This is a genomic window from Pseudomonas oryzihabitans (assembly GCF_001518815.1).
Lineage (GTDB): Bacteria > Pseudomonadota > Gammaproteobacteria > Pseudomonadales > Pseudomonadaceae > Chryseomonas > Chryseomonas oryzihabitans_E.
The window spans coordinates 1,780,315-1,803,681 of the sequence record NZ_CP013987.1 but is presented as its reverse complement, the minus strand read 5'-3'; the positions used below and the strand labels follow the sequence as shown (position 1 = coordinate 1,803,681).

The 23,367-nt window shown below is 65.4% G+C and carries 27 protein-coding genes and 1 tRNA gene; 17 read left to right on the top strand and 11 right to left on the bottom strand.

Annotated elements, in window-relative coordinates; translation table 11 throughout:
* Window positions 1-3: 3 nt before the first annotated feature.
* The 4 genes from APT59_RS08165 to APT59_RS08150 all read right to left on the bottom strand — a co-directional run bounded on the left by APT59_RS08165 (window position 4) and on the right by APT59_RS08150 (window position 4,932).
* The gene (locus APT59_RS08165) at window positions 4-612 is read right to left on the bottom strand and encodes a hypothetical protein (RefSeq protein WP_059314394.1); all 609 of its coding nucleotides are present in this window, start codon (window positions 610-612) and stop codon (window positions 4-6) included.
* A 344-nt stretch (window positions 613-956) separates the two neighbouring features.
* Window positions 957-3,596 (bottom strand): aminopeptidase N, encoded by a 2,640-nt coding sequence (gene pepN / locus APT59_RS08160; protein ID WP_059314393.1) that lies wholly within the window; start codon window positions 3,594-3,596, stop codon window positions 957-959.
* 12 nt (window positions 3,597-3,608) lie between these two features.
* Window positions 3,609-4,442 (bottom strand): DUF2797 domain-containing protein, encoded by an 834-nt coding sequence (locus APT59_RS08155; protein ID WP_059314392.1) that lies wholly within the window; start codon window positions 4,440-4,442, stop codon window positions 3,609-3,611.
* Window positions 4,443-4,668: 226 nt separating this feature from the next.
* Window positions 4,669-4,932, bottom strand: a complete 264-nt coding sequence (locus APT59_RS08150; protein WP_059314391.1) for a YeaC family protein — start codon at window positions 4,930-4,932, stop codon at window positions 4,669-4,671.
* Between the two features lie 296 nt (window positions 4,933-5,228).
* On the opposite strand from APT59_RS08150, the gene pdeM reads away from it, so the two are divergent.
* The gene (gene pdeM / locus APT59_RS08145) at window positions 5,229-5,888 is read left to right on the top strand and encodes a ligase-associated DNA damage response endonuclease PdeM (protein WP_059314390.1); all 660 of its coding nucleotides are present in this window, start codon (window positions 5,229-5,231) and stop codon (window positions 5,886-5,888) included.
* 18 nt (window positions 5,889-5,906) lie between these two features.
* Here the strand turns inward: pdeM and APT59_RS08140 are convergent, their stop codons facing one another.
* Window positions 5,907-6,131, bottom strand: coding sequence for a hypothetical protein (locus tag APT59_RS08140; RefSeq protein WP_059314389.1), 225 nt, complete (start codon window positions 6,129-6,131; stop codon window positions 5,907-5,909).
* A 67-nt stretch (window positions 6,132-6,198) separates the two neighbouring features.
* Window positions 6,199-7,080: a polyprenyl synthetase family protein gene (locus APT59_RS08135; RefSeq protein ID WP_059314388.1), complete on the bottom strand. Its 882-nt coding sequence runs from the start codon at window positions 7,078-7,080 to the stop codon at window positions 6,199-6,201.
* A 135-nt stretch (window positions 7,081-7,215) separates the two neighbouring features.
* Here APT59_RS08135 and fni point away from each other — a divergent pair, with 135 nt between their 5' ends.
* The 6 genes from fni (at window position 7,216) to APT59_RS08105 (ending at window position 13,850) form a co-directional block, all read left to right on the top strand.
* Complete coding sequence (gene fni / locus APT59_RS08130) at window positions 7,216-8,265, top strand: type 2 isopentenyl-diphosphate Delta-isomerase (RefSeq protein ID WP_059314387.1); 1,050 nt, start codon at window positions 7,216-7,218, stop codon at window positions 8,263-8,265.
* A complete protein-coding gene (locus tag APT59_RS08125) occupies window positions 8,265-9,560 on the top strand; it encodes a nucleotide disphospho-sugar-binding domain-containing protein (protein WP_082696305.1) in 1,296 nt (431 codons plus the stop codon). The genes fni and APT59_RS08125 overlap by 1 nt, the downstream gene beginning before the upstream one ends.
* Window positions 9,550-10,716 carry a lycopene beta-cyclase CrtY gene (gene crtY / locus APT59_RS08120; protein ID WP_059316849.1) on the top strand — a complete coding sequence of 389 codons (1,167 nt, stop codon included), beginning with the start codon at window positions 9,550-9,552 and terminating at the stop codon, window positions 10,714-10,716. Before APT59_RS08125 ends, crtY begins: the two co-directional genes overlap by 11 nt.
* A complete protein-coding gene (locus APT59_RS08115; protein WP_059314386.1) occupies window positions 10,713-12,209 on the top strand; it encodes a phytoene desaturase in 1,497 nt (498 codons plus the stop codon). The genes crtY and APT59_RS08115 overlap by 4 nt, the downstream gene beginning before the upstream one ends.
* A gap of 2 nt (window positions 12,210-12,211) precedes the next feature.
* A complete protein-coding gene (locus tag APT59_RS08110; protein WP_059314385.1) occupies window positions 12,212-13,147 on the top strand; it encodes a phytoene/squalene synthase family protein in 936 nt (311 codons plus the stop codon).
* Between the two features lie 172 nt (window positions 13,148-13,319).
* Entirely contained in the window at window positions 13,320-13,850 is a 531-nt protein-coding gene (locus APT59_RS08105) for a gluconate 2-dehydrogenase subunit 3 family protein (RefSeq protein WP_059314384.1), read from the top strand.
* Window positions 13,851-13,887: 37 nt separating this feature from the next.
* Here APT59_RS08105 and APT59_RS08100 read toward each other — a convergent pair whose 3' ends face one another.
* The 5 genes from APT59_RS08100 to APT59_RS08080 form a co-directional block, all read right to left on the bottom strand.
* Window positions 13,888-14,415: a sterol desaturase family protein gene (locus APT59_RS08100; RefSeq protein ID WP_082696304.1), complete on the bottom strand. Its 528-nt coding sequence runs from the start codon at window positions 14,413-14,415 to the stop codon at window positions 13,888-13,890.
* Between the two features lie 181 nt (window positions 14,416-14,596).
* Entirely contained in the window at window positions 14,597-15,541 is a 945-nt protein-coding gene (gene yegS, locus APT59_RS08095) for a lipid kinase YegS (RefSeq protein ID WP_059314383.1), read from the bottom strand.
* A gap of 126 nt (window positions 15,542-15,667) precedes the next feature.
* Window positions 15,668-16,864, bottom strand: coding sequence for a gephyrin-like molybdotransferase Glp (gene glp / locus APT59_RS08090; RefSeq protein WP_059314382.1), 1,197 nt, complete (start codon window positions 16,862-16,864; stop codon window positions 15,668-15,670).
* On the bottom strand, window positions 16,861-17,400 hold the full coding sequence (gene moaB / locus APT59_RS08085) for a molybdenum cofactor biosynthesis protein B (RefSeq protein ID WP_059314381.1): 540 nt from the start codon (window positions 17,398-17,400) through the stop codon (window positions 16,861-16,863). Before moaB ends, glp begins: the two co-directional genes overlap by 4 nt.
* 239 nt (window positions 17,401-17,639) lie before the next feature.
* A complete protein-coding gene (locus APT59_RS08080) occupies window positions 17,640-18,131 on the bottom strand; it encodes a hypothetical protein (protein WP_059314380.1) in 492 nt (163 codons plus the stop codon).
* 218 nt (window positions 18,132-18,349) lie between these two features.
* On the opposite strand from APT59_RS08080, the gene mobA reads away from it, so the two are divergent.
* From mobA to APT59_RS08035, 10 genes are all read left to right on the top strand, one after another.
* The gene (gene mobA, locus APT59_RS08075) at window positions 18,350-18,925 is read left to right on the top strand and encodes a molybdenum cofactor guanylyltransferase MobA (protein ID WP_059314379.1); all 576 of its coding nucleotides are present in this window, start codon (window positions 18,350-18,352) and stop codon (window positions 18,923-18,925) included.
* Between the two features lie 109 nt (window positions 18,926-19,034).
* Window positions 19,035-19,256 (top strand): YgdI/YgdR family lipoprotein, encoded by a 222-nt coding sequence (locus APT59_RS08070; protein ID WP_059314378.1) that lies wholly within the window; start codon window positions 19,035-19,037, stop codon window positions 19,254-19,256.
* Window positions 19,257-19,332: 76 nt separating this feature from the next.
* Window positions 19,333-19,409 (top strand) — tRNA-Pro (locus tag APT59_RS08065).
* Window positions 19,410-19,575: 166 nt separating this feature from the next.
* Window positions 19,576-20,811 (top strand): tyrosine-type recombinase/integrase, encoded by a 1,236-nt coding sequence (locus tag APT59_RS08060; protein WP_059314377.1) that lies wholly within the window; start codon window positions 19,576-19,578, stop codon window positions 20,809-20,811.
* Between the two features lie 5 nt (window positions 20,812-20,816).
* On the top strand, window positions 20,817-21,743 hold the full coding sequence (locus tag APT59_RS22380; protein WP_156428936.1) for a hypothetical protein: 927 nt from the start codon (window positions 20,817-20,819) through the stop codon (window positions 21,741-21,743).
* Window positions 21,744-21,836: 93 nt separating this feature from the next.
* Window positions 21,837-22,049, top strand: coding sequence for a helix-turn-helix domain-containing protein (locus APT59_RS08050; protein WP_027602814.1), 213 nt, complete (start codon window positions 21,837-21,839; stop codon window positions 22,047-22,049).
* On the top strand, window positions 22,046-22,504 hold the full coding sequence (locus APT59_RS22130; protein ID WP_335343161.1) for an ogr/Delta-like zinc finger family protein: 459 nt from the start codon (window positions 22,046-22,048) through the stop codon (window positions 22,502-22,504). The genes APT59_RS08050 and APT59_RS22130 overlap by 4 nt, the downstream gene beginning before the upstream one ends.
* Window positions 22,501-22,755 (top strand): helix-turn-helix transcriptional regulator, encoded by a 255-nt coding sequence (locus tag APT59_RS08045; protein ID WP_059314375.1) that lies wholly within the window; start codon window positions 22,501-22,503, stop codon window positions 22,753-22,755. Before APT59_RS22130 ends, APT59_RS08045 begins: the two co-directional genes overlap by 4 nt.
* The gene (locus APT59_RS08040; protein WP_059314374.1) at window positions 22,752-23,003 is read left to right on the top strand and encodes a helix-turn-helix transcriptional regulator; all 252 of its coding nucleotides are present in this window, start codon (window positions 22,752-22,754) and stop codon (window positions 23,001-23,003) included. Before APT59_RS08045 ends, APT59_RS08040 begins: the two co-directional genes overlap by 4 nt.
* Before the next feature lie 31 nt (window positions 23,004-23,034).
* Window positions 23,035-23,304 carry a hypothetical protein gene (locus APT59_RS08035; protein WP_059314373.1) on the top strand — a complete coding sequence of 90 codons (270 nt, stop codon included), beginning with the start codon at window positions 23,035-23,037 and terminating at the stop codon, window positions 23,302-23,304.
* Window positions 23,305-23,367: the final 63 nt, after the last annotated feature.

The window sequence follows — 23,367 nt, the reverse complement described above, 5'->3', positions numbered from 1 at the left end:
CGGTCAAGGTGCGGATGGCGCGCCCGCGTCGGTCGGATTGCGTGGAGGCGCGTCCGCCTTGCGGCTGTGCTTTACCTCGGCCATCAGGGCATCCCGCTCCTGGCGAATCTGGGCGAGGGTGGTCTGGGTCCGGATCAGCTCCTCTTGCAGGCGCTGTGCCTGGGCCTCGGAGGCGCGCAGCTCGCGATTCTGCGCCCGCAGGCCGGTCACCACCTTGTGCGCGCGGGTGAGCCTCATGACCATGTTGTCCACCTTGAGCTCCAGGGCTTCGCGGTGCGACAGCAGCTCCTCGACATAGGGGTCGTCGCTCTTCTTCCACTCGGGATAGTTGGCGTCATAGACCTCTTCCGGACCTTCGTCGAAGAGATCGACGTTACGGTTCGCAACCGGGGCGGTGCTGGTGGGCAGCTGTGGTGGCGGGGTGTCGGCAGGCAGGTTTTCTACCGCCACGGGAACAGGCGGCGGCTGTTCCTCGCTGGCGGCCTCGCTCTTGGTCGCGGCGTCGCCAGCAACGTAGCGCTGCCACAGGAGAAACACCACCAGGGCAATCAGCAGGATGTTGCACAGGGTTATGAGGACGAAGCCCCAATCCATCAGCTGTGCATGATTCATCTACCGCTTCCCTCTCTGACGGTGGGTGGGCCTGGTGGCCCATCGAGACCTATCGCCTGCCCTGTCGGCGGCTACACCTCGTCCTGCAGCTGATTTGAATACAGCCGTCAGCCGAAAACATCTCTATCAGCCAGGCGGCGCCTGCGCGGGGACGAGGTGCACACGACTGCTTGGCGGATCGGGTGACAGACGATCTCTGGACTCTAGCCGCAAGGAAGATGACGGGCAAAAAAAAGCCCAACGGCTGGGCGTCGGGCTTTGGGGCGGCGGGCAAGGTTGGGCGTCGCGTCGCTCAGCCCACCCTATGGATTTCGCAGCCCGAGCGGGCGCGCTGCCGAACCGATCTACGCCAAGCTCTTGCTCACCACCTCATAGACATCGCTGGACAGCTCGCCGCTGGCCAGGATGCGCTCCAGTTCGGCGCGCATCAGGGCCTGACGCGCAGGACCGTACTTCTTCCAGCGGGTCAGGGGCGTGAGCAGGCGCGACGCGATCTGCGGATTGAGCCGGTTGAGGGTGATGATCTGGTCGGCCAGGAAGCGGTAGCCGCTGCCATCCTCGGCGTGGAAGTTGACCAGGTTGGCGTTGGCGAAGGCCCCGATCAGCGCCCGCACCTTGTTGGGGTTCTTCAGGGTGAAGACCGGGTTCTCCATCAGCGCCTGGACGCGGGCCAGGCCGCCCGGCAGCGGACTGGAAGCCTGGACGCTGAGCCAAGTGTCCATGACCAGCGGATCGGCCTTGAACTCCTCGTGGAAGCGCGCCAGCACCTCCGCCTTCTCCTGCTCGAAGCCAGAATTGACCAGGGCACTCAGCGCGGCCAGGCGCTCGGTCATGTTGTCGGCGTGCTCGAACTGCTCCAGGGCGGCATCGCGGGCTTCCGGCTCTTCCAGCAGCATCAGATAGCCCAGGGCGGCGTTCTGCAGGCTGCGACGCGCGATATGGTCGGCGCTGGCCTGGTAGGGCGTGGCACTCGATTCCTCACGAGCGCTGCGGTAGCGCTGCCAGAGCACGTCGCGCAGGGCCTCGGCGATGGCACGGCGGGCCTGGCGACGAGCGCCATGGATGGCCCCCGGATCGGCCTGTTCGGACAGCTCCACCAGGTAGGCCTCGGACGGCAGCGACAGCATCTCGGCGACCATGGCCGGATCGAGGGACTCGTCCGCCGCCACGGTGCGCAGGGCCTCCACCAGACGGGTGTCCAGCGGCTGGCCGGCGATCATCTCCTGCAGCACCTGCACCGCCAGTTGCTGACCAGCATCCCAGCGATTGAAGCCGTCGCTGTCATGCTGCATGAGGAAGGTCAGCTGCTCGCGGCTGTAGGGGAAGCTGAGCTTGACCGGCGCGGAGAAGCCACGCAGCAGCGAAGGCAGCGGCTGCTCGGGCACGTCGACGAAGGTGAAGGTCTGCTCGGCCTGGGTGACCGACAGCACCCGGTCGGTGCCCTGGGCGGCGGCTTCGCCTTCCAGGCGCAGAGGCAGCTCGCGGCCCTGGCCATCCAGCAGGCCCAGCTGGACCGGGATGACGAAGGGCTCCTTGGTCGGCTGGCCCGGGGTAGGCGGACAGCTCTGGCGGAAGGTCAGGCGATAGGTCTTGGCCGCCGCATCGTACTGCTCGCTGACCGCCAGGCGCGGGGTACCGGACTGGCTGTACCAGCGCTTGAACTGGCTGAAGTCGGCGCCATTGGCGTCTTCCAGCGCCTTGACGAAATCATCGCAGGTCACCGCCTGGCCATCGTGACGCTCGAAGTAGAGATCGGTGCCCTTGCGGAAGCCATCGGGGCCCAACAGGGTGTGCAGCATCCGCACCACCTCGGCGCCCTTCTCGTACACCGTCAGGGTGTAGAAGTTGGAGATCTCGATGAAGTGATCCGGACGCACCGGGTGGGCCATGGGGCCGGCGTCCTCGGCGAACTGGTTGGTGCGCAGGAAGGCCACGTCCTCAATGCGCTTGACCGTTGGCGAATTCATGTCGGAGCTGAAGCCGGCATCACGGAACACGGTGAAGCCTTCCTTGAGCGACAGCTGGAACCAGTCGCGGCAGGTCACGCGGTTGCCCGACCAGTTGTGGAAGTACTCGTGGGCGACGATGGCCTCGACGCGCTGGTGAGCGGCGTCGGTGGCGGTGCGCGGGCTGGCCAGCACGGCGCTGGAGTTGAAGATGTTGAGCCCCTTGTTTTCCATGGCGCCCATGTTGAAGTCGTTCACCGCCACGATCATGAAGATGTCCAGATCATATTCGCGGCCATAGGCCTCTTCGTCCCAGCGCATGGATTTCTTCAGGCTGTCCATGGCGTGCTGCAGCTTGCCGATGTTTTCCGGCTCGACATAGATACGCAGGGCCACGTCGCGGCCGCTGCCGGTGCGGTAGCTGTCTTCCACGCACCAGAGGTCACCGGCCACGAGGGCGAACAGATAGGCCGGCTTGGGGAAGGGATCTTCCCAGGTGGCCCAGTGCCGACCACCCTCGGTGTCGCCGCTGGCCACGGGGTTGCCGTTGGAGAGCAGGATCGGGTACTTGGCCTTGTCGGCCTCCACCGTGGTGGTGAAGACGCTCATCACGTCCGGGCGATCCAGGTAGTAGGTGATCTTGCGGAAGCCCTCGGCCTCGCACTGGGTGCAGAACATCTTGCCGGAGACGTACAGCCCTTCCAGGGCGGTGTTGCTTTCCGGATGGATGCGCACTGAGGTCTTGAGCACGAAGGCCTCGCCCTGCGGCTGCAGGGTCAGGCTGCCCGCCTCGACCTGGTAATCGCCAGCGGCCAGCGCCTGATCGTCCAGCGCGACCGCCAGCAACTCCAGCTCCTCGCCGTGCAGCACCAGCGGCGGCAAGCCGGCGCCACGCGCCGGATTACGCTGCAGGCGCAGCTCGGCGTGCACCAGGGTCTGGTCGTCGTGCAGCTCGAAGCGCAGGCGGGTTTCCTCGATGAGGTACTCGGGCGCCTGGTAGTCCTTGAGGTAGATGGTCTGGGGCTGGTCGGTGCGCATGGGTTTACATCCTTACTCGGAAACGGACACGGCCAGCTGATAGGCCGTGTACTTGCGAATGTTGATCACGCCGGTGTAGAACATCAGGTATTGACCCTTGATGCCCAGCAGCGTGCCTTCCACCACAGGCGTCTTTTCCAGGTCATGACTGACCACCTTGGTGGGATAGACCGTGACCGGATAATGGATCTCGATGGGCGCCATGTCGACCACCGGCTGGATCGCCTGCAGGCCGAAACGGCCCTGGAGATCGTCCAGGCCCTGGGCGCAGGCATCGAAGATGCGCTCGCGTACCGCCACCAGGTCTTCCGGCGCGGCGACGCCCTTGAGCATGGCGCGCCAGTTGGTGCGGTCGCCCACCTGGCTACGCAACACGTCCTCCACCAGGCCGGATTGCTGCCGGGTGGCGACCCTCAGGATCGGCAGCGCCTGGTAGGCGCCCTGGTCGATCCAGCGAGTGGGCAGCTGGGTGGCGCGGGTGATGCCCACCTTGAGGCCCGAGGAATTGGCCAGGTAGACCACGTGGGGCACCATGCAGTGGGCTTCGCCCCACTCCGGCTGGCGGCAGGTGCCGTGCTCGTAGTGGCACTTCTCCGGGCTGACGATGCAGCTGTCGCACTGGGCCAGGGCAATGAAGCAGGGATAGCAATAGCCCTGGCTGAAGCTCTTGCGGGTCTTGCGACCGCAGTGCGTGCAATGGATGGCGCCCAGGTATTCGAGGCGCACGCGGCGGCCGATCAGCGGGTTGACCGGCACCTCGCGCTCATCGAGGCGGAAGGCATAGTTGACGGGGTCGGCCAGGGTCACGGCCATCTTGCGCAGGGCGCCACGGCCCAGTTCGGTCATCACGGTGGTGCTTCTCGGTTTCTAAGAGCCCGCTCAACGTCTCGCGAGCTAGCGACAAACAAGGCGAAAAGGCCTGAGGAAGCGGAGTTTACGAATGGTAAATGAGCATTCCGAAGGCCTTTTCAACGCCGTTTGGCCGACGCGCAGCAGACGTTGGGCGGGCTCTGATAAAGACGCGAAGTGCCTCTTCTGGCGAAGGGCACCTCGTCGGGTAGGGCGTGGCCGATCAGTGAATGGCGTCGGACTTGAACAGGATGTTCTCGATGGGCACCGACTTGGAGGCGCATTCCTGGGGGCCCATATAACCGGTCCGCTGGTCTTCGGGCAGGTGCTTGGCCTCGTAGGCAATCACTGCCTGCAGACAGAGCTCGACCTGGTCACGACTGAGTTTGCGGCCGTCGGGCCACTTGCCGATCTCCACGGCCAGCTTCAGGCCGTCGTAGATATCGGGGGTGATGTTTTCCAGCATCTGGGCGAAGGATGTCGACATGGGTCGCTCCGGACTCTAGTGAACCGCCAGTTTACCGGGCTGCCCGCCGCGGTGCACCTGGCCTGGCTCAATGGCGGTCATAGGCCCTACCGTGCGAACGGATCGCGGCCGTGGGCCGCTCCTACAACTAGCCTGAGAGGTAATGGCCGCGATGATCCCGAGCTCCCTCTTTACCTGCCGGCGTGGTCGCATCGGCGGATCGCCATCGCTACAAGCTGGCTGTGCTGCCCAGCATGCGACACGCTGAACCCTGGCACATGACCGCTATCAGAGCAGGGAGCTTTTCTGGAGACGTCATGCCTGCCTATCACCCCCTCATCCTCGCCGGAGTCGAACTCTGGCTGCTCGCGGAAAAGGCGATCTATTGGCCAGCGCGCCAAGCGCTGCTGGTAGCGGACATCCACTTTGGTAAGGCCGCCGCGTTTCGGGCGCTGGGTCAGCCTGTGCCCCATGGCACCACGGCGGGCAACATCGCCCGGCTGGATGCCCTGCTGGCGCGCTACGACTGTCGCGAGATCATCTTCCTGGGCGACTTCCTGCATGCTCCGGAATCCCGCGCGCCCCTGACCCTGGACACCCTGGCGCGCTGGCGCGAGCGCCAGGCCGAGCTACGCCTGCTGTTGATCCGCGGCAACCATGACCGGCGCGCCGGGGATCCCCCGGCGAATCTGGGCATCGAGGTGGTGGGTGAGCCGCTGGAACTGGAGGGTCTGTCGCTGCAGCACGAACCCGATCCCCATCCGCGACTGCCGGTGCTGGCCGGGCACATCCATCCGGCGTTTCGGCTGCACGGCCGGGGACGACAGGCACTGCGTCTGCCCTGCTTCTGTCTGGAAAATGATGAGGTGCTGATCCTGCCGGCCTTTGGTGACTTCACCGGCGGGCACCTGCTGGCGCCCAACCCAGCGCGGCGGATCTTCGTGGTGGGGGATGGCGGTATCTGGCCCTTGCGCTAGAGCCAGACACCTTGAGAATCAGCCTTCTTCGGTGATCCCGGTGATGGTGATGCCATGGCGTTCCAGCAGGGCTACCGTGGGTTCGTCGTAATCCCGCGGTACTTCGCTGTCGTCGTACTCTTCCAGAGCATCGTCACGCACGATCTGGGCGACGCGTTCCATGTCCGGCTTCTGCTCGGCTTCGGTGGAAACCACCGAGGTGTTGCCGTCACTGTTGCTGTAGGCAATCTTCCACTTCGACATCTTCACGCTCCTCTCACAGGAAAAAGGCTATCCAGGGTTTAGAGGGCCAGATCCGGGAGAATTCGCCCTAACGCGGACGAAAGACGATATCGAGTAGCCCGGCCAAGGCGCCGTCGGCGCAATCGGCCTGGGCAAGCGCTTCGCGTGCCTGCCTGAGATGGCTCTGCAGCTGGCGCTGGGCATGATCGCGACCCAGCAGGCTGACCAGGGTGGATTTGTCACCATCCTTGTCAGCATCCTTGCCCAGGCCCTTGCCATCGTCGAGGTCGTCGAGCAACTGGAAGGCCAGACCCAACTGGCAGGCGAAGACCTGAAACGCCTCGCGCTGCTGCGCGGAGGTGACCAGGGTCGCGCTGGCCATGCCCATGGCGGCGGAAAACAGCGCGCCGGTCTTGAGCTGGTTGGTGAGGGCGATGGCATCGGCCGGGCGGGCCTGCCGTCCGCCATGCAGATCGTGGTACTGGCCGCAGACCAGACCGGCCGTGCCAACGGCATCCGCTAACTGGCAGACCATCTGGGTGCGGGTCTCGGCCGGCACCGCGGCCAGCCCGGCGACCAGGCGCAGGGCGTGGCTGAGCAGGGCCACTGCCGCCAGCATGGCGACGTCTTCACCAAACTGTACATGCAGGGTCGGCCGGCCACGGCGTAGCCGGGCATCGTCCATGCAGGGCATGTCGTCGAGGAACAGCGAGGCCGCATGGACCATCTCCACCGCACAGCCCAGGTCGAGCACGGCCTCGTCGGGCTGGCCCAGGTCGTCGGCCGCCAGCACCATCAGCAGCGGACGCAACCGCTTGCCGGGCGCCATGACGCCACTGCGGATGGCCTCGGCGACCGGATCATCACCGGCCGGCAACAGTACTGCCAGACGCTCGTCGATACGGGTACGCTGCCCTTGGAGCGTAGCGGCAAAATTGTCTGTCGCGTTCGGCACTAATACGGTCGCCATGAGTCGAGATACTCCATATGTGGAACCGACGAACGGTCGCACCTCGGTGGATTCGGTCTTCGCAAAGCGAACCCGTCGTCCCCTACCAGACCACAACGACCGACGAAAGGTCATTCAGGGCGGACTCTAGAAGACATGGTGGATTGGGAACTGGCAAGCCGCAAGAACGATCATCTGGACATCGTGCTGGATCCCCACAAGGCCCGCAGCGCCGTCACCACGGGCCTGGAGGCCTTTCGCTTCACCCATGACGCCCTGCCCGAACTGAATCTCGACGACGTCGACCTGGGCACGCGCCTGTTCGACCGTCCGCTGGCAGCGCCCCTGCTCATCAGCTCCATGACCGGCGGTCCAGAGCGGGCGGCGCTGATCAACCGGCATCTGGCCGAAGCGGCCCAGGCCCTGGGTATCGCCCTGGCCGTCGGCTCCCAGCGCATCGCCCTGCAGCAGGGGGGCGACCAGGGCCTGACCGGTGAATTGCGCCGCCTGGCGCCGGACGTACCGCTGCTGGCCAATTTTGGCGCCGCGCAGCTGGTGGCCGGCTATGGCCTCACCGAGGCGCGGCGGGCGGTGGAGATGATCGAGGCAGACGCCTTGATCGTGCATCTCAATCCGCTGCAGGAAGCCGTACAGGCCGGTGGTGATCGCACTTGGCGGGGCATTCTGGCCGCGCTGGAAAACCTGGTTACACATCTGGCCGTACCGGTCGTCGTCAAGGAAGTGGGCGCCGGGCTCTCCGGTCGCGCTGCTCGGCAGCTGATCGACGTGGGCGTAGCCGTGCTGGACGTAGCGGGCGCGGGCGGGACCAGCTGGGCTGCCGTGGAAGCCGAGCGCGCCCGTGACGCGCAGCAGCGTGCCATCGCCCGAGCCTTCGCCGACTGGGGCATCCCCACCGCCGAAAGCCTGCGTCAGGTACGCGCCGCCTGCCCGCAAGCAACGGTGATCGCCTCGGGCGGCATCCGCGACGGCATCGACGTGGCCAAGGCCATTCGCCTCGGCGCAGACCTCGCGGGTCAGGCGGCGGCCGCTCTCCCCGGTGCTACCGAGTCGACCGAGGCGGTGATCGCGCATTTCCAGGTGGTGATCGAGCAGCTGCGCATCGCCTGCTTCTGCACCGGTTCGGCCGATCTGGCGCAGTTGCGCCAGGCCGAGCTGCTGGACGCCACCTCGGCCCGGTGCCCATAGTGGCCGACACCCGACCGGACGCCGCCATGCATGTCGCCCTGATCTCGCCGCCGCTGCCGAGCCACCTGTCCACCCATCTAGTGCTGGGCGAGGCGCTGGTCGCGCTTGGTCATCGGGTCACCCTGTTGCACCAGGCGGAGGTCGGCGACCGGCCGCTTCCGGCCGGGATCGACTTCCAGGCCATAGGTGCGACCAGCCATCCGCGTGGCAGCCTGGGCCCCTTGCTCGCCCGTACCGCCAGCAGCAAGCCTTGGTCGGTGTTCGGGGTGATCGCCGACATGGCACGCAATACCGAACTGTTCTGCCGCGAAGGCCCGGGAGCCTTGCGTGACCTGGGCGTCGATTGCCTCATCGCCGATCAGATGGAGCCGGCCGGCGGCCTACTTGGAGAGCATCTCGGCCTGCCCTATGCCTCCTTGGCGTGCGCCGTGCCGATGAATCGCGAACCCCACCTGCCGTTGCCCACCCTGCCCTTCGCCTATCCTGGCAGCGAGCGGGAGCGGCAGATCGTCCAGGGCGCCACCCAGGTGTTCGACCTGATCATGCGTGGCCAGGGCAAGGTGATCCAGCGCCAGGCCCAGGCTTTCGGTCTTGGCGAGCGGCGTACCCTGGATGACTGCTTCTCGCCCTATCTGCAGCTGAGCCAGTGTCTGCCGGGCTTCGACTTTCCCCGCCGTGCGCCGCCGCCCCACTTCCACGAGGTAGGCCCGCTGCGTCCGCCGGCGGCTCGCGAACAGCATCTGGCGCTGGAGATAGATCCGCGCCGACCCTTCGTCTTCGCCTCCTTCGGCACGCTGCAGGGCGGACGGCTACCGCTGTTCCGCCGCGTCGCCCAGGCCTGTCGCCAGCTGGACGTTCAGGTGCTGATCGCCCACTGCGGGCGGCTGGATGGCACCGCCGAGCGCCGCCTGCTCGACGATGGCGCCACCTGGGTCACCGACTTCGCGCCCCAGGAAGCCGCCATTGCCCGCGCCGATGCCGTCATCACCCATGGCGGTTTCAATACCGTGCTGGACGCCCTAGCGGCCGGCAAACCCATGCTGGCCCTGCCCATGGTCTTCGATCAGCCGGGCATCGCCCGGCGCCTGGAGCGGGTCGGCGCCGGCCTTTGCCTGGCGCCGCGGCTAGCCAGCAAGGCACGCCTCGCCCAGGCCCTTGGCGCGGTCCTGGCCGATCCCAGCTATCGCCGGGCGGCCGAACGCTTCGTGCCCATCGCGGCGGCGGCCGGGGGTGCCACCGCCGCTGCACGGTTGGTGGATGGCCTGGCCCGGCGAGGACTGCATCATGCGCCCTGACCTGCTGATCGTCGGGGGTGGCCTGGCCGGGGGATTGCTCGCCCTGCGCCTGGCCGAAACCCGCCCGGAGCTGGACTGGCGCCTGGTGGAGGCCGGCCCGCGCCTGGGTGGCAATCACACCTGGTCCTTCCACGAGCCAGACCTCACCGCGCCCCAGCATGCCTGGATCGCGCCCCTGGTCGCCCACCGCTGGCCGGGCTACGAGGTGCGCTTCCCCGAGCGGCAGCGGCAGCTCGGTAGCGGCTACGCCAGCATCAGCGCCGAGCGCTTCCATGAGGTGCTGAGCGCACGGCTGCCGGCCGAGCGCCTGTTGCTGGGCCGCGAGGTGTTGCGGCTGCAGGACGACGGCGTGGTCTTCGCCGATGGCTACACCCTGGCCGCGGGCGCGGTGATCGACGCCCGGGGGCCGCGACCCGATCCGGCGCTCTGGCTCGGCTATCAGAAATTTCTCGGCCAGGAGGTGCGTCTTACCCACCCCCACGGCCTCGCCGAACCCATCGTGATGGACGCCACCGTCGATCAGCTGGACGGCTATCGCTTCGTCTACAGCCTGCCGCTGGCCCCGGATCGCCTGCTGATCGAAGACACCTACTACGCCGACGGCGAAAGCCTTCCCGTCGAACGTCTGCGCCAGCATCTGGCCGACTACGCCCGCCAGCAGGATTGGGAAATCGCCGAGGTGCTGCGCGAGGAACAGGGCGTGCTGCCCATCACCCTGGGCGGCGATCTCGGCCGCTACTGGCGCAATGTCACGGACGGTGCGCCCATTGGCCTGGCTGCGGGGCTGTTCCATCCCACCACCGGCTATTCGCTGCCCGAAGCGGTGCGCCTGGCGGAGCACCTGGCCGCCCAGCCCTTCACCTCCAGTGCGACGCTGCGCGATATCCTGCGGGACTATGCCCGGGGCCGCTGGCAGGGCCAAGGCTTTTTCCGCCTGCTCAACCGCATGCTCTTTCTCGCTGGCCGCCCCGAACACCGGGTGCGTGTCATGCAACGGTTCTACGGCCTCGGCGAACCGCTGATCCAGCGGTTCTACGCCGGCCGCCTTACCGCCTTCGATCGCCTGCGCATCCTTTCCGGCAAACCGCCGGTACCGCTGAAACCGGCACTGGATGCTGCGCTGGCGCGTCCCCCTCAGTCCAAGGAAGCACCATGACCCAAGGTAACGTGCCCAAGCGGGCCATCGTCATCGGCGCCGGCTTTGGCGGTATCGCCCTGGCGATCCGCCTGCAGTCGGCCGGCATCGCCACCACCCTCATCGAGGGTCGCGACAAGCCCGGTGGCCGTGCCTACGTCTATGAGGACGCGGGCTTCACCTTCGATGCCGGCCCCACCGTCATCACCGATCCCTCAGCGCTCGAAGAGCTGTTCGCCCTCAGTGGTCGGCGGATGAGCGACTATGTTGAGCTCCTCCCGGTCAGCCCCTTCTACCAGCTGTGCTGGGAAGACGGCACCCGTTTCGACTACGTCAACGACCAGGCCCGACTGGACGAACAGATCCGCGCCCTGGAACCGGACGATGTGGCGGGCTACCAGCGCTTTCTCGCCTATTCCCAGGCGGTGTTCGAGGAAGGCTATATCCGCCTGGGCGCCAAGCCCTTCCTCAAGGTGAGCGACATGCTCGCCGCCGGACCCAAGCTGCTCCAGCTCAGTGCCTGGCGCAGCGTCTACGCCCAGGTGTCGCGTTTCGTGAAGAGCGAAAAACTGCGCCAGGCGCTGTCGTTCCATACCCTGCTGGTGGGCGGCAATCCCTTCGCCACCTCCTCGATCTATGCGCTGATCCACGCGCTGGAGCGCAAGTGGGGCGTCTGGTTCGCCAAGGGCGGTACCCATCAACTGGTCCTGGGTCTGCTGAAGCTCTTTACCGATCTCGGCGGCGAAGTACGGCTGAACGCGCCGGTGGGACGTATCCTCACTGAAGGCAATCGCGCCACCGGCGTCTGCCTGGCCGATGGCAGCCAGATCGAGGCCGATCTGGTGGCCTCCAACGCCGACGTGGTGCATACCTATCGCAAGCTGCTCGGTCACCACACCCATGGCGTGGTCGAGAGCAACCGCCTCAAGCGCAAGAGACACAGCATGTCGCTGTTCGTCATCCACTTCGGCCTGAGCCGGCCGCCGGTGGGCCTCGAACACCACATGGTCTGCTTCGGCCAGCGCTATCGCGGCCTCATCGACGAGCTGTTCAAGGGCCCCGGCGTACCGGACGACTTCTCGCTCTATCTGCACTCGCCCTGCGTCACCGACCCCTCGCTGGCGCCACCCGGCCAGAGTGCCCACTACGTGCTGGCGCCGGTACCACACCTGGGCAATGCCGACGTCGACTGGAGCGTGGAAGGCCCGCGCCTGCGCGACAAGATCCTCGCCTACCTGGAAGAGCGCTACATGCCGGGGCTGCGTGAGCACCTGGTCACCTCGCGCATCTTCACCCCCGCCGATTTCCACCAGGAGCTGAACGCCTACCACGGCTCGGCCTTCTCCCTGGAGCCCATCCTCACCCAGAGCGCCTGGTTCCGGCCGCACAATCGCGATAGTGTCATTCCCAACCTCTATCTGGTCGGCGCGGGGACCCATCCCGGTGCCGGCGTTCCGGGCGTGGTGGGCTCAGCCAAGGCCACCGCCAGCGTCATCCTCGAGGAGCACGGTTAGCCATGACTGCCACCCATGACGTCGTCGATCACGCCGAACAGAGCATCGCCGTCGGCTCCAAGAGCTTTGCCGCCGCCGCCAAGCTGTTCGCGCCAGAGACCCGCGAGAGCGCGGTGCTGCTGTATGCCTGGTGCCGCCATTGCGACGATGTCATCGACGGCCAGGAGCTGGGCCATGGCCAGGTCGAGGGCGACCGCCTGGGTGGCCGGGAGCGCCTGGCCGAACTGGAACGTCTGACCCGCGCGGCCTACGGCGATGAGTCGCTGCGGGATCCGGCTTTTGCTGCCTTCCAACGGGTGGTCAAGCGCCACGGCATTCCCCTGGCGCTGCCGCTGGACCACCTGGCTGGCTTTCGCATGGATGTCGAGGAGCGCGTCTATGTGGAGCTGGAAGACACCCTGGAGTACTGCTACCACGTCGCTGGCGTGGTAGGCGTGATGATGGCGCGCATCATGGGCGCCGAAGACGAGGAGACCCTGGATCGCGCCTGCGACCTGGGCATGGCCTTCCAGCTCACCAACATCGCCCGCGACATCGTCGAGGATGCCCGTATCGGGCGTATCTACCTGCCGCGCCTATGGCTCGACGAGCTGGGCGTCCCCACCGCCGAACTGGCCGAACCCCGGCATCGCGATGCCGTGGCGCAACTGGCCGAGCGCCTGGTGCGCCTGGCCGAGCCCTACTACGACTCGGCGCGCCAGGGCATCGCCGCCCTGCCCCTGCGCTCGGCCTGGGCCATCGCCACCGCGCGGGGCGTCTATCGCGAGATCGGCGTGCAGGTGCTGCAACTGGGCGCTCACGCCTGGGATCAGCGCGTCAGCACCAGCACCGCCGACAAGCTGCGTCTGGTCTGCCGCGGTGCCGCCCGCGCCATGCTCTCGCGGCACCAGCGCAACGAGGCGCGCCCGGCCGCGCTCTGGACCCGGCCGCGCCGCTGACGCCCGCCATAGAGCGGCGGTCACATTTGCGTGCATCTCGGGGATGACCAACGGCAAACTTTTATGCGATAAACGGGTCGGATTAAAGCGACCCCTCGCGGGCCGCGGATGGATGGATGCATGAGCCAGAGCGCTGCATCCGGTAGTCAGCCTACGAGTATGGGATTTGCACATGCACAAGACGGAAACGGCTGTTTCACACGATCGCTTCGCTGCCTCCTCGTCACTACTTGCCCTTGGCCTTTCCGCTAACGCGCAGTCCGGTTACAAGCCCGAATTCTTCACCGCCACCCAGTGGCGCACTTTGGTCGCGCTCTGCGCGCATCTGCGGGCCGACAGCGAACAGGCCGATACCCGCCTGCCCGAATTCATCGACCGCCACATGCTCACGCCCTATGCCCATGGCGATCGCCCCAACATCATCGATCCCTTCGACGATCAGGTGCAGGTGCAACAGGGCGCCAATCTGCGCGACCTGCTGCGTGATGGCCTGACCGTGGTGGATGCCTACTGCACCGAGCGTCTCGGTGCGGGCTTCGCTGATCTGGCCGCGGGTGAACAGGCTCAGGTGGTCACCGCCGCCGAGGCTGGAACCCTGAATCCGCCCGCCAAGGAATTCATCGATCTGCTGCGCAACGAAAGCGAGCGCAGCCAGTATGCACACTCGTTGTTCGCCGCCTACGACACCCCCGCCGTCGCCTGATACCCCACTGCGCCTCCCTCGGAGGCGCAGCCCTCTCCTACTCCACGCCCTCTTCAGCCTGGTCCCGCGCCTTGCGTTCGCGCGAGGAATCCAGCGCGCCACCGTGTATCTCACGCAGCTGCTGCTTGAGTTTTTGCGTGGTCGGCGCCAGCAGGAAGCCGAAGGACACGCAGCCCTCTCGACCATCCACCGCATGGTGCATGCGATGCGCCTGATAGAGGCGCTTCAGATAGCCATTGCGCGGAACGTAGCGGAATGGCCAGCGTTGGTGCACCAGACCATCGTGGGCGATGAAGTACAGCAGGCCGTAGAGCGTCATGCCCGCGCCTATCCACTGCAGGCGCCAGTAACCGGCATTGCCGAGGGCGATCAGCAGGATGGCGAGGCCGGCGAAGACGATGGCGTAGAGGTCGTTCTTCTCGAACCAGCCGGTGCGCGGGCGATGGTGGGATTCATGCCAGCCCCACCCCCAGCCGTGCATGATGTACTTGTGCGACCACCAGGCGAAGGCTTCCATACCCGCCACGGTCGCCAGCACGATTCCCGCATTGATCAGTAATTCCAACGTTACCTCCGCAGCCACCTGCTTGGAAGCTGCTCACAATCCGCTGGGCGTCGGCCAAACTGTGCTGAAAATGCCCTGGAGGGCCAGCCCCGTCGGAATGCTCATTTACAATTCGTAAACTCCGCTTCCTCAGGCATTTTCGCCTTGTTTGTCTCTAGCTCGCGAGCTCGTGAACACCTTCTTAGGACGTCGCTGCCGGTTCGGCTAGCGTGCCGGCAGTCTCGCCCAGCAGGGGCGAATCCACCGGTAGACAGACCTGCAGGATACCCGGACGCACCTCGAATCTCACCCGGTCGCGCTTGACCGGTTCGCCATCGAGGTTCATGTCCAGGCCTTCGGCGGCCTCCAGCTCCACCCAGGGCAGGCGCGCACGGACAAACATCTCCTCGGTGCTGAACCCCTTGCTGAGGAATTCGCCAAGGGTGCCGAGCACGTCCTGGGAGGCCGGCAGGATGCCGATATCGAGCAGGCCATCGTTGACCACGGCCGTGGGACAGAGCACATGCCCCCCACCCGCCTGGCGGCCGTTGCCGATGCCAAGGGCGAGGAATTCGCCTTCCCACTCGAATCCCGGCCCACGAAAATGGCCGTGGGCCGAATGCACCTCGGCGAAGCGGGTCAGGCCGGTGAGCAGATAGGCCGCCCCGCCGAGCAGGCGCTTGAGTTCACCTGGGGTGTTGGCGGTGACCTGGGAGCCAAAGCCACCGGTGGCCATGTTGAGGAACAGCTGACCATCGGCTGCCACCAGGTCGATGGCGCTGGTTGGGCCATCGAGCAGCGCCAGGGCTGCCGCAGGCTCTACCGGCACGCCGGCGGCGCGGGCGAAATCATTGGCGGTGCCCAGCGGCAGCAGACCGAGGCGCGCCTGGCTGTGGTTCTGGGCCATGGCTTCGGCCACCGCGCGCAGGGTACCGTCGCCGCCAGCCGCCACCAGGGTGCCGTAGCCCTCGCGGGTCGCCTGCTCGACGAAGCGCGCGGCGTCGTCTTCTTCCCAGGTCACTCGCACATCGATGCGATGGCCGGCGGCGCGCCGTTCGAGGATCGCCTCCCGGACCTCCTCGTTGCCGGTTTCCTTGCCATTGAGAATGACCAGGGCTGCGTCAGCCAGGGTGCCTGTCGTCGTCATGTCTGTCGTCCAAGGTTGGCTCTGCGCGGCGAGATGCCGCGTCAGGTGCCGGGCAGTGCCCGGCGAGCGAATCTGGAGACTAGGACTGTGGCCCAACGGCCACGTTCAGTCGCGACCTCCGGCTTGCTACGCCTTGAGCAATTCGGCCAGCGGGATGAAGCGCACCGGATCGCCCTCGGCGAAGGTACGGTCCTCGCGGAGCTCTACCAGACCATGGGCCCAGGCCGCGGTTTGCAGCACGTTGGAGCCCTGGTTGCGGTGAGGTACCGCCCGGCCATTCTCCAGCCGCGCGCGCTGGTATTCGCGACGCGCACCCGCCCGTGGCCAGTCGAAACCAGCCGGCACCTCGACACTCAAGGGCGCCACGTCGATCTTGCCGGCCCGGCGCAGCAGATAGGGCCGCGCCAGCAGACCGAAGGTCACCAGCGTCGAGGCCGGATTGCCCGGCAGCCCGATCAGGGGGATACCCCGGAAGCGTCCGCAGGTCAGTGGCTTGCCTGGTTTGAGCGCCAGCTTCCACAGCGTCAGCTCGCCCTCTTCGCGCAGGGCCTGGCCGAGATAATCGGCCTCACCGACGGAGACGCCACCAGTGGAGAGGATCAGGTCGGCCTGCAGCGAGCCCAGGCGCTTGCGGGTCTCGGCGAGGTCATCCGGCAGGATGCCCTGGTCCGACACCTCGCACCCCAGCCGCCGTAGCCAGCTGATCAGCAGGGCGCGATTGCTGTTGTAGATCTGCCCCGGCCCGAGTGGCTGGCCAGGCGCGACGAGTTCGTCACCGGTGGACAGCACCGCGACCTTGAGCCGTCGATGGACTTCGAGCTGGGCACGCCCCAGCGAGGCGGCGACGCCCAGCTCCACCGGGCCCAGGACGGTCCCGGCCGACAGCACCTCGTCACCCACCTTGACCTCGTTGCCGCGGCGGCGGATGTTGCGGCCCGGCCGCAGCATCTCGACGAAGCGCACCCGACCGTCGTCGAGGACCTCGGCGTTTTCCTGCATTTCCACGCAGTCGGCACCGGCGGGCACCGGCGCGCCGGTAAAGATCCGTGCGCAGGTTCCCGGCTCCAGGGGCGCGGGCGCCTGGCCGGCGAAGATGCGCTGGGAAACCCGTAGCGGCTCGCCCTGCCAGTCATCCAGCCGCAGGGCATAGCCGTCCATGGCGCTGTTGTCCCACGGCGGCAGATCCAGATCGGCGATCAGCGGGGCGGCCAGGATGCGGCTGTCAGCGTCTCCCAGGGCCACGCGCTCCTGGGGCAAGGGACCGTCTTCGGCCGCCATGGCCAGCAGACGGGCCAGGGCTTCTTCCAGCGACAGCAGGCTCATCCGCGTGGCCCGCAGGGTTCGGCCTGCTTGAGGTGCGGCACGAAGTTGCAGGGGCGATGACGGTTGTCCAGCTGCTCGGCGAGGATGCCGTCCCAGGCAGTGCGGCAGGCATTGGTCGAGCCCGGCAGGCAGCAGACCAGGGTACCGTTGGCGAGTCCCGCCAGGGCGCGGGACTGCACCGTGGAGGTACCGATGTCGGCCACGGAGATCTGGCGGAACAGCTCGCCGAAGCCATCCACCTGCTTGTCCAGCAGGCAGGCCACGGCTTCCGGGGTGCTGTCGCGACCGGTGAAACCGGTGCCGCCAGTGATAAGGACCACCTGCACCTGGTCTTCGGCGATCCATTGGGCGACCTGGGCGCGGATCTTGTAGAGGTCATCCTTGAGCAGCACGCGGGCGGCGAGGAAATGCCCGGCGGACTCCAGGCGGTCGACGAACAGCTGACCTGAGGTGTCGTTGTCGAAGGTCCGGGTGTCACTGACCGTCAGCACGGCGATGTTCAGCGGTACGAAAACCGCCTCGGCTTTGTGGCTCATCTGCTTGGGTTTCCGAAGTATGCGAGGGAAGAAGGCGTGCAGCGGGAGACCGCTGGACGGGCAGCGGGTTTCCCGGGGGTGGTGAGCGGCGGGCTGGCAACCGCCAGAGGGCGACCGCGCCCACAGAAAGGGGCACTGTCGGCCACGGTCAACGGAAAGGTCCGGGAGGGCTGCATCACCACAGCCTAGAGGAAAAGCCGACGCCCCTTCAACCAGAAGGGAGCGTCTCTGGCCCTGGCCTAGCGCTTGCGCTGCTCGCCTTCGGCATGGGTGTCCCACTTGATGGGGCGCGGATCGGCGATGTCGTTGGTGTCCTGACTGAAGCGGCCGTATTGCGGCGCGATGTCCGGATCTTCCTCCCAGGTCGCCTGCTGCTTGAAGGTGCCGGCCTTGCGATCGAACTTGAGGAAGTGCCGGGCCGTCTTGCCGCCCCAGTCCGCGGACGGCAGCGAGATGAAATCCACCTGGTACTGGTCATCGGTCAGCTTGCCGTGCACCACGTAGACGCCGTAGTGCTCCTCGCCCGGGGAGATGATCTTGTAGACGCCATTGTCGTAGTAATAGAGGGTGGCGTCGGGATAGGGCTTCTTCTCGTAGAGCTTTTCGTAGAACAGCTTTTGCCGGATGGTCGGCTGGCCAAAGGTGACCTTGACCGAGGGCGGTTCACCACCACCTGCGCCAAGGGCGGGCAGCGCCGCCATGGCCAGGACGGATAACAGCATCGTCTTCATCGTTTCCAAACTCCTTTTGGGCGGGAACTCCCGCCCGCTGTGCGAATGGGATAAAAGGTGTCTAGCACGCCACTTTCCAGCGGGCGCGCCCGAGTCTAGCCCAGCGCCCGAACCAGGCCAACCCGCGTTCTTGACGGGGCCGCTGGCGAAACTCGGCTAGGATGGTCGCCCGATTTCCCTTCCGGCCAGCGCGCCAACGCCCACCCGAGGTCCCCTGCATGTCACTCCTGCCCGCCTCCATCCTCATCCTTGCCGGTGGCCGTGGGCAGCGCATGGGTGGACGCGACAAGGGGCTAGTGGAATGGCAGGGGCAGCCGCTAGTGGCCCATGTTCAGGCCGCGGTGCGCTCGCTCACCGACGACCTGGTGATCTCCTGCAATCGCAATGCAGCGCGCTATGCCCAGTGGGCCGACCAGGTGGTGGCCGATGAAGAGCCGGACTTTCCGGGCCCCCTGGCCGGCATCCTCGCCGGCCTCGCCGTGGCGCGCCATGACTGGGTGCTGCTGCTGCCCTGCGATGCGCCGCGTCTCGATGCCACCCTCGTTTACCAGCTGCTAGCGGCAGCGCAGGCGACCCAGGGGCCGGTCATGGCACGCCAGGACGGCTATTGGCAGCCCCTGTTCACCGCCCTCCCCCGACACCTGCTGCCCGCGCTGCGCCAGGCTTGGGCCCAGGGCGAGCGCAGCCCGCGTGGGGCGCTGCTGCCCCTCGGCCTGACCGGCGTGGAGTTCGCCAAGGACGATGCCCGCCTCGCCAACTTCAACGATCCCACGGCGCTGCAACAGCCGGGGTGAACGCAGCGAACCGCGGCGCCAGCGCAAGTGACCGGACGGTTCTGGGACGAACTCGGCCCCAGACGCGCGGTCCTAAGCCCGCTTGGTTGCCAAGAAAGGAGACTGCCCCATGAACAAGCACCTGCTCCCCGCCGCCCTGCTGGTCGTTGCCAGCGCCCTGCTCGCCGGCTGCTCCACGCCCAGCGTCATCACCCTCAACGATGGCCGCGAGATCCAGGCCACCGACACGCCGAAGTATGACGACGACTCGGGCTTCTATACCTTCAAGCAGCTCGACGGCAAGCCGACCCGCATCAACAAGGACCAGGTTCGCACCATCAAAGAGCTCTGATTCCTGCCCGGCGCGATTTTTTTACCTAACCCCTTGTGCTTGCATGAGTTTTAGGTAGAATGCGCGCCATCCATTACGGAGCGTAGCGCAGCTTGGTAGCGCGTCTCGTTCGGGACGAGAAGGTCGCTGGTTCGAATCCAGTCGCTCCGACCATTACCTTGTTTCTGGTTGCCCCAAGTGGTACCAAAAACAGCCTCAAAAGCCCGCCCAGTGCGGGCTTTGTTGTTTCTGGTGGTTCCATGTAGTCTCTGGTCATCCCAACCCATGGTGTATGCCAGTGTGTATGCCTTGGGAAAATTCGAACCAAAGGCATACAAGGATGAAGCGCCAGGACATCAAGCGTCGCCCCCTTTCCGACACCGCCCTCTTCAGCCTCGAGCCTGAAGCCGCCGTCTACCGCGAGCAGGATGGCAACGGCCTCTACTTCCGCGTCAAACCCAACGGCCAGAAAAGCTGGGAGCTTCGCTACAAGAAGCCAGACGGCAAATGGTCCTGGCTCGGCCTGGGCGCCTACCCGGCCGTGAGTGGTGCCGCCGCCCGTGCCAAGGCCGCAGAGTTGAAAGCCGAGGTCGCCAGCGGCAAGAGCCCGATGCTGACCAAGCGCGAGCGCAAGGCAGCCGAGGCGCTCGCCGCCACCAATACCTTCGAGAAGCTGGCGCGCGAGTGGTACGACGCACGCAAGCCACGCTGGGAGGATGGCACCGCCCGGCGAATCATCGGCGCCCTCGAGCTGCACGTTTTCCCCGTCTTCGGCCCCCGCCCCTTCACTGAGATCATGCCCATCGAGTGGATGGAGTTTCTGCGGGGCATGGAGCGCAAAGGCATCATCGACCAGATGGGCAACGTGCGCCGCTTCTGCAAGGAGATCTACGACCTTGCCAGGGTCACGGGACGGGCTACCCACAACCCGCTCGAAGGGCTGCACAGGTTCCTGCAAACCAAGCCAGCTGAGAACTACGCCCACGTCTCCCAAGAAGAGCTGCCCGAGCTGCTGCGAGCGATGGGTGCTTATCCCCATGCACATGACATCCGGCTTGGCCTGAAGCTGCTGATGCTGACGGGTGTGCGGCCAAGTGAGCTGCGCGAGGCGCCTTGGTCTGAGTTCGACCTCGAGGCCGCAATCTGGAACATCCCTGCGGCCCGTATGAAGAAGCGGCGCGATCATCTAGTGCCCTTATCCCGCCAGGCGCTCGAGCTGCTCAAGGGGCTACAGGAGCTGAACGGGCACTATCCTCTACTGCTGCCCGGCCGCAACGATCGCAAGAAGCCTCGGAGCAACATGGCCTTCAACATGGCTCTCCGGCGTATGGGCTACGAGGGCAGGCAGACGGGCCACGGCTTCCGCCATATCGCCTCGACGACACTTCGAGAACATGGGTTTCCTCGCGAGCATGTCGAGGCGCAACTCGCTCATGCCGAGCAGGGCGTTGCAGGCGTTTATAACAAGGCCATCTACCTCGATCAGCGGCGAGTGATGATGCAGTGGTATGCGGATCATTTGGACAAACTTGAAAAAGGCAATGTCGTTACGGTCGACTTTCAAGCCAAAGGATAATCTCAATGTCATCTTATGAATTCAAAGAGTGGCTCAACTATTCAGAGGCCGCCGCCTACCTGTCGGACAAAACCGGACGAAAGTTTGATGAAGACGCTATTGATAGGGCTGCGACTAACAACATCATCCGGGCGCATTATTGGCCAATCGATGACGCAGACCTAGGCGTTTTTAGTATCGTTTACGACGAAGAAAGAATGAAGAAACTGCCGCCATTCTTTGCACGTTACGTCGAGTCGCCGGTACCTGTTTTTCTAGATAAATCGGAATTTATAATTCATTTCGAGGGACCTGTACCAATTGCCCATTATCAAATTTTTGCTAGTAACTGCAGGGCAGGACATCAACAGCCTATTGGCATTACTGTTCAAATCAATCCGCTGGATAGTGGAGTGATAACCGTCGGTGCCTGCTATCGAGTCGGTGATGATGGAAAGGCTATCAGCCTGAAGGAAGGTCACTATGACTTCTTTATCCATATCACTGATCTGGAGCAGCTTGCAGCAACTTTACCTGGTCAACCGCAGCTCCCCCCTTGCCTCTGTAACTTGAACCTCCTCAAGTCGCCAGACGAGGACAGCCCAGAAGATATTCCTTTCATCCACAGTCCCGCGCCATGGATGGCTTATCCCGTTGCTAATCGCCCAGAGGCAAGCAACGTGCTGCCACCCACAACTACTGCATCCAAGCGCCCGGAGCCATTACTCAGAACAATTGGTTTCGCTGCCCACCTGATTGCAGAATTGGGTGACAAACTCGATCAACTCGAGAAGATGGGAAATCGGAAGAGAGGACTCTCGTGTGGCGGCAGACCCAACTGCTCGACCATTTCGAAAGAGCTTGCGCGTATAGCGGTTGAGCACAACTACGAACTGAAAAGCGATGGCTTCAGCAAAACGCTGAGCGCAGCGCTAAGGCACCTGCAACCCTGATTTTCCGAATTCGGAATTCGGAAAAATTACCGGTCAGGCACTGCAACCTTGCACCCTTCGCTCCGTCATCGAGAACGCATTACGGAGACGAAGATGCACCATCCCTCACCTACAGCGCATTGCGCTGATCTCTGGACGCCCCGCCGCGCAGCCCAGGCGCTGGGCGTCTCCCTTCGCACACTGGCCACCTGGCGCAGCACCGGCCGCCATGACCTGCCCTTCCTGAAGGTCGGGCGACTGGTGCGGTATCGCGAGCAGGACGTCGCCCGCTGGCTGGAGTCTCGCCGCCAGGGAGGTGCCGAATGACCTTCTCAAGCCCCCGGCAAACCATCCTCTCCCCTCTGGCTACTTGTGGCAGCGCTCGCTACAAATCCGCCGCATATCGTTCCTCGGCAGTCCAAGGGAAGCTTGGCACGTCCAGAATCCAATGCGTGCCACCCATGACAAACACTCCCAAATTCACCCGAAACAACACGCCGCGGCGCCGGTGTCCCGACTGCGGTGCCTCCCTAGTGAAACGCAGCTCGACGAGCAAGCACCCGCTTCTGTCGCGCACCTTCCTTATCTGTCGGAATCCTGTATGCGGCGCGACCTTCCTGGGTATCGATGAAATCACCCATCGCCTCAGCCCATCCAGTCAGCCGAACCCTGACGTCACCCTGCCCTATGCGCCGAGCGCCCTCCGTCGAGCGGCGCTGGACGACCTCGAGCAGCCTGTCGACCTGGCGTGCGCTGGCCAGGTAGAGGGAGGTGCAGCATGAGCACGACCCCCAGCAAGAAGTCCGTCAGCTTCAGCCAGGAATCGTTGCGGTTCGTGCGTATGCCGGAGCTGCTCGCCTTGACCTGCCTTTCCCGCACCACAGCGCATCGTCTGATGAAGACCGATCCGACCTTCCCCAAGCCGGTCAAGCTCAGCGACAGCACCGCCCGTAACGCTCCTGTCGGCTTCGTCCTGGGCGAAGTGCAGGCCTGGATTGAAGGTCGCATCGCTGCCCGGGAGCAACGTGCATGAGCAAGCCGGCACAGAGCGCATTCCGCCCCATTGAGCGCATCAACCTGGGCAATCGCCTGCTGCGGCGCCGCGAGGTGGAACTCAAGACCGGCAAGAGCCGGGCTGCGATCTATGCCGACATTCGTGCCGGCACCTTCCCGGAGCCGGTCCCCATCGGCCGGACCAGCGTCGCGTGGCTGGAAGCGGAGATCGATCAATGGATCGCCGACCGCCTCGCCGAGCGACGGCTCGCCAGCGCTGCGTCCTAGGCCCGCCAGTTCCCTACCCAGGAGATCCACTATGAACCGCTGCACCTTGACCATCGACAACCAGACCCTGACCTTCGCCGTTGAGGACATCGCCAGCATCGAGGCCGCGCTCATCGAGGCGGCACGCAAACCCGGCCAGCAGACCTTCCGCACCCTCGGCCCGAACCGCGTGGGCGCCAAGATCGAGCTGAACGTGTCAGGCACAACCAACAGCGCCCGGCATACCACTAGCGGCCTGCCAGGCGATGCCCTGACCTTCAGTCAGACCAGCCCTGCACCGGCCATCCTGACCGACTGCTGATTCGCCCCCGCTTCCCTTCCTGAATCCATACGCATACGCCGCCGGGCTTGCTCGGCGGAGAGG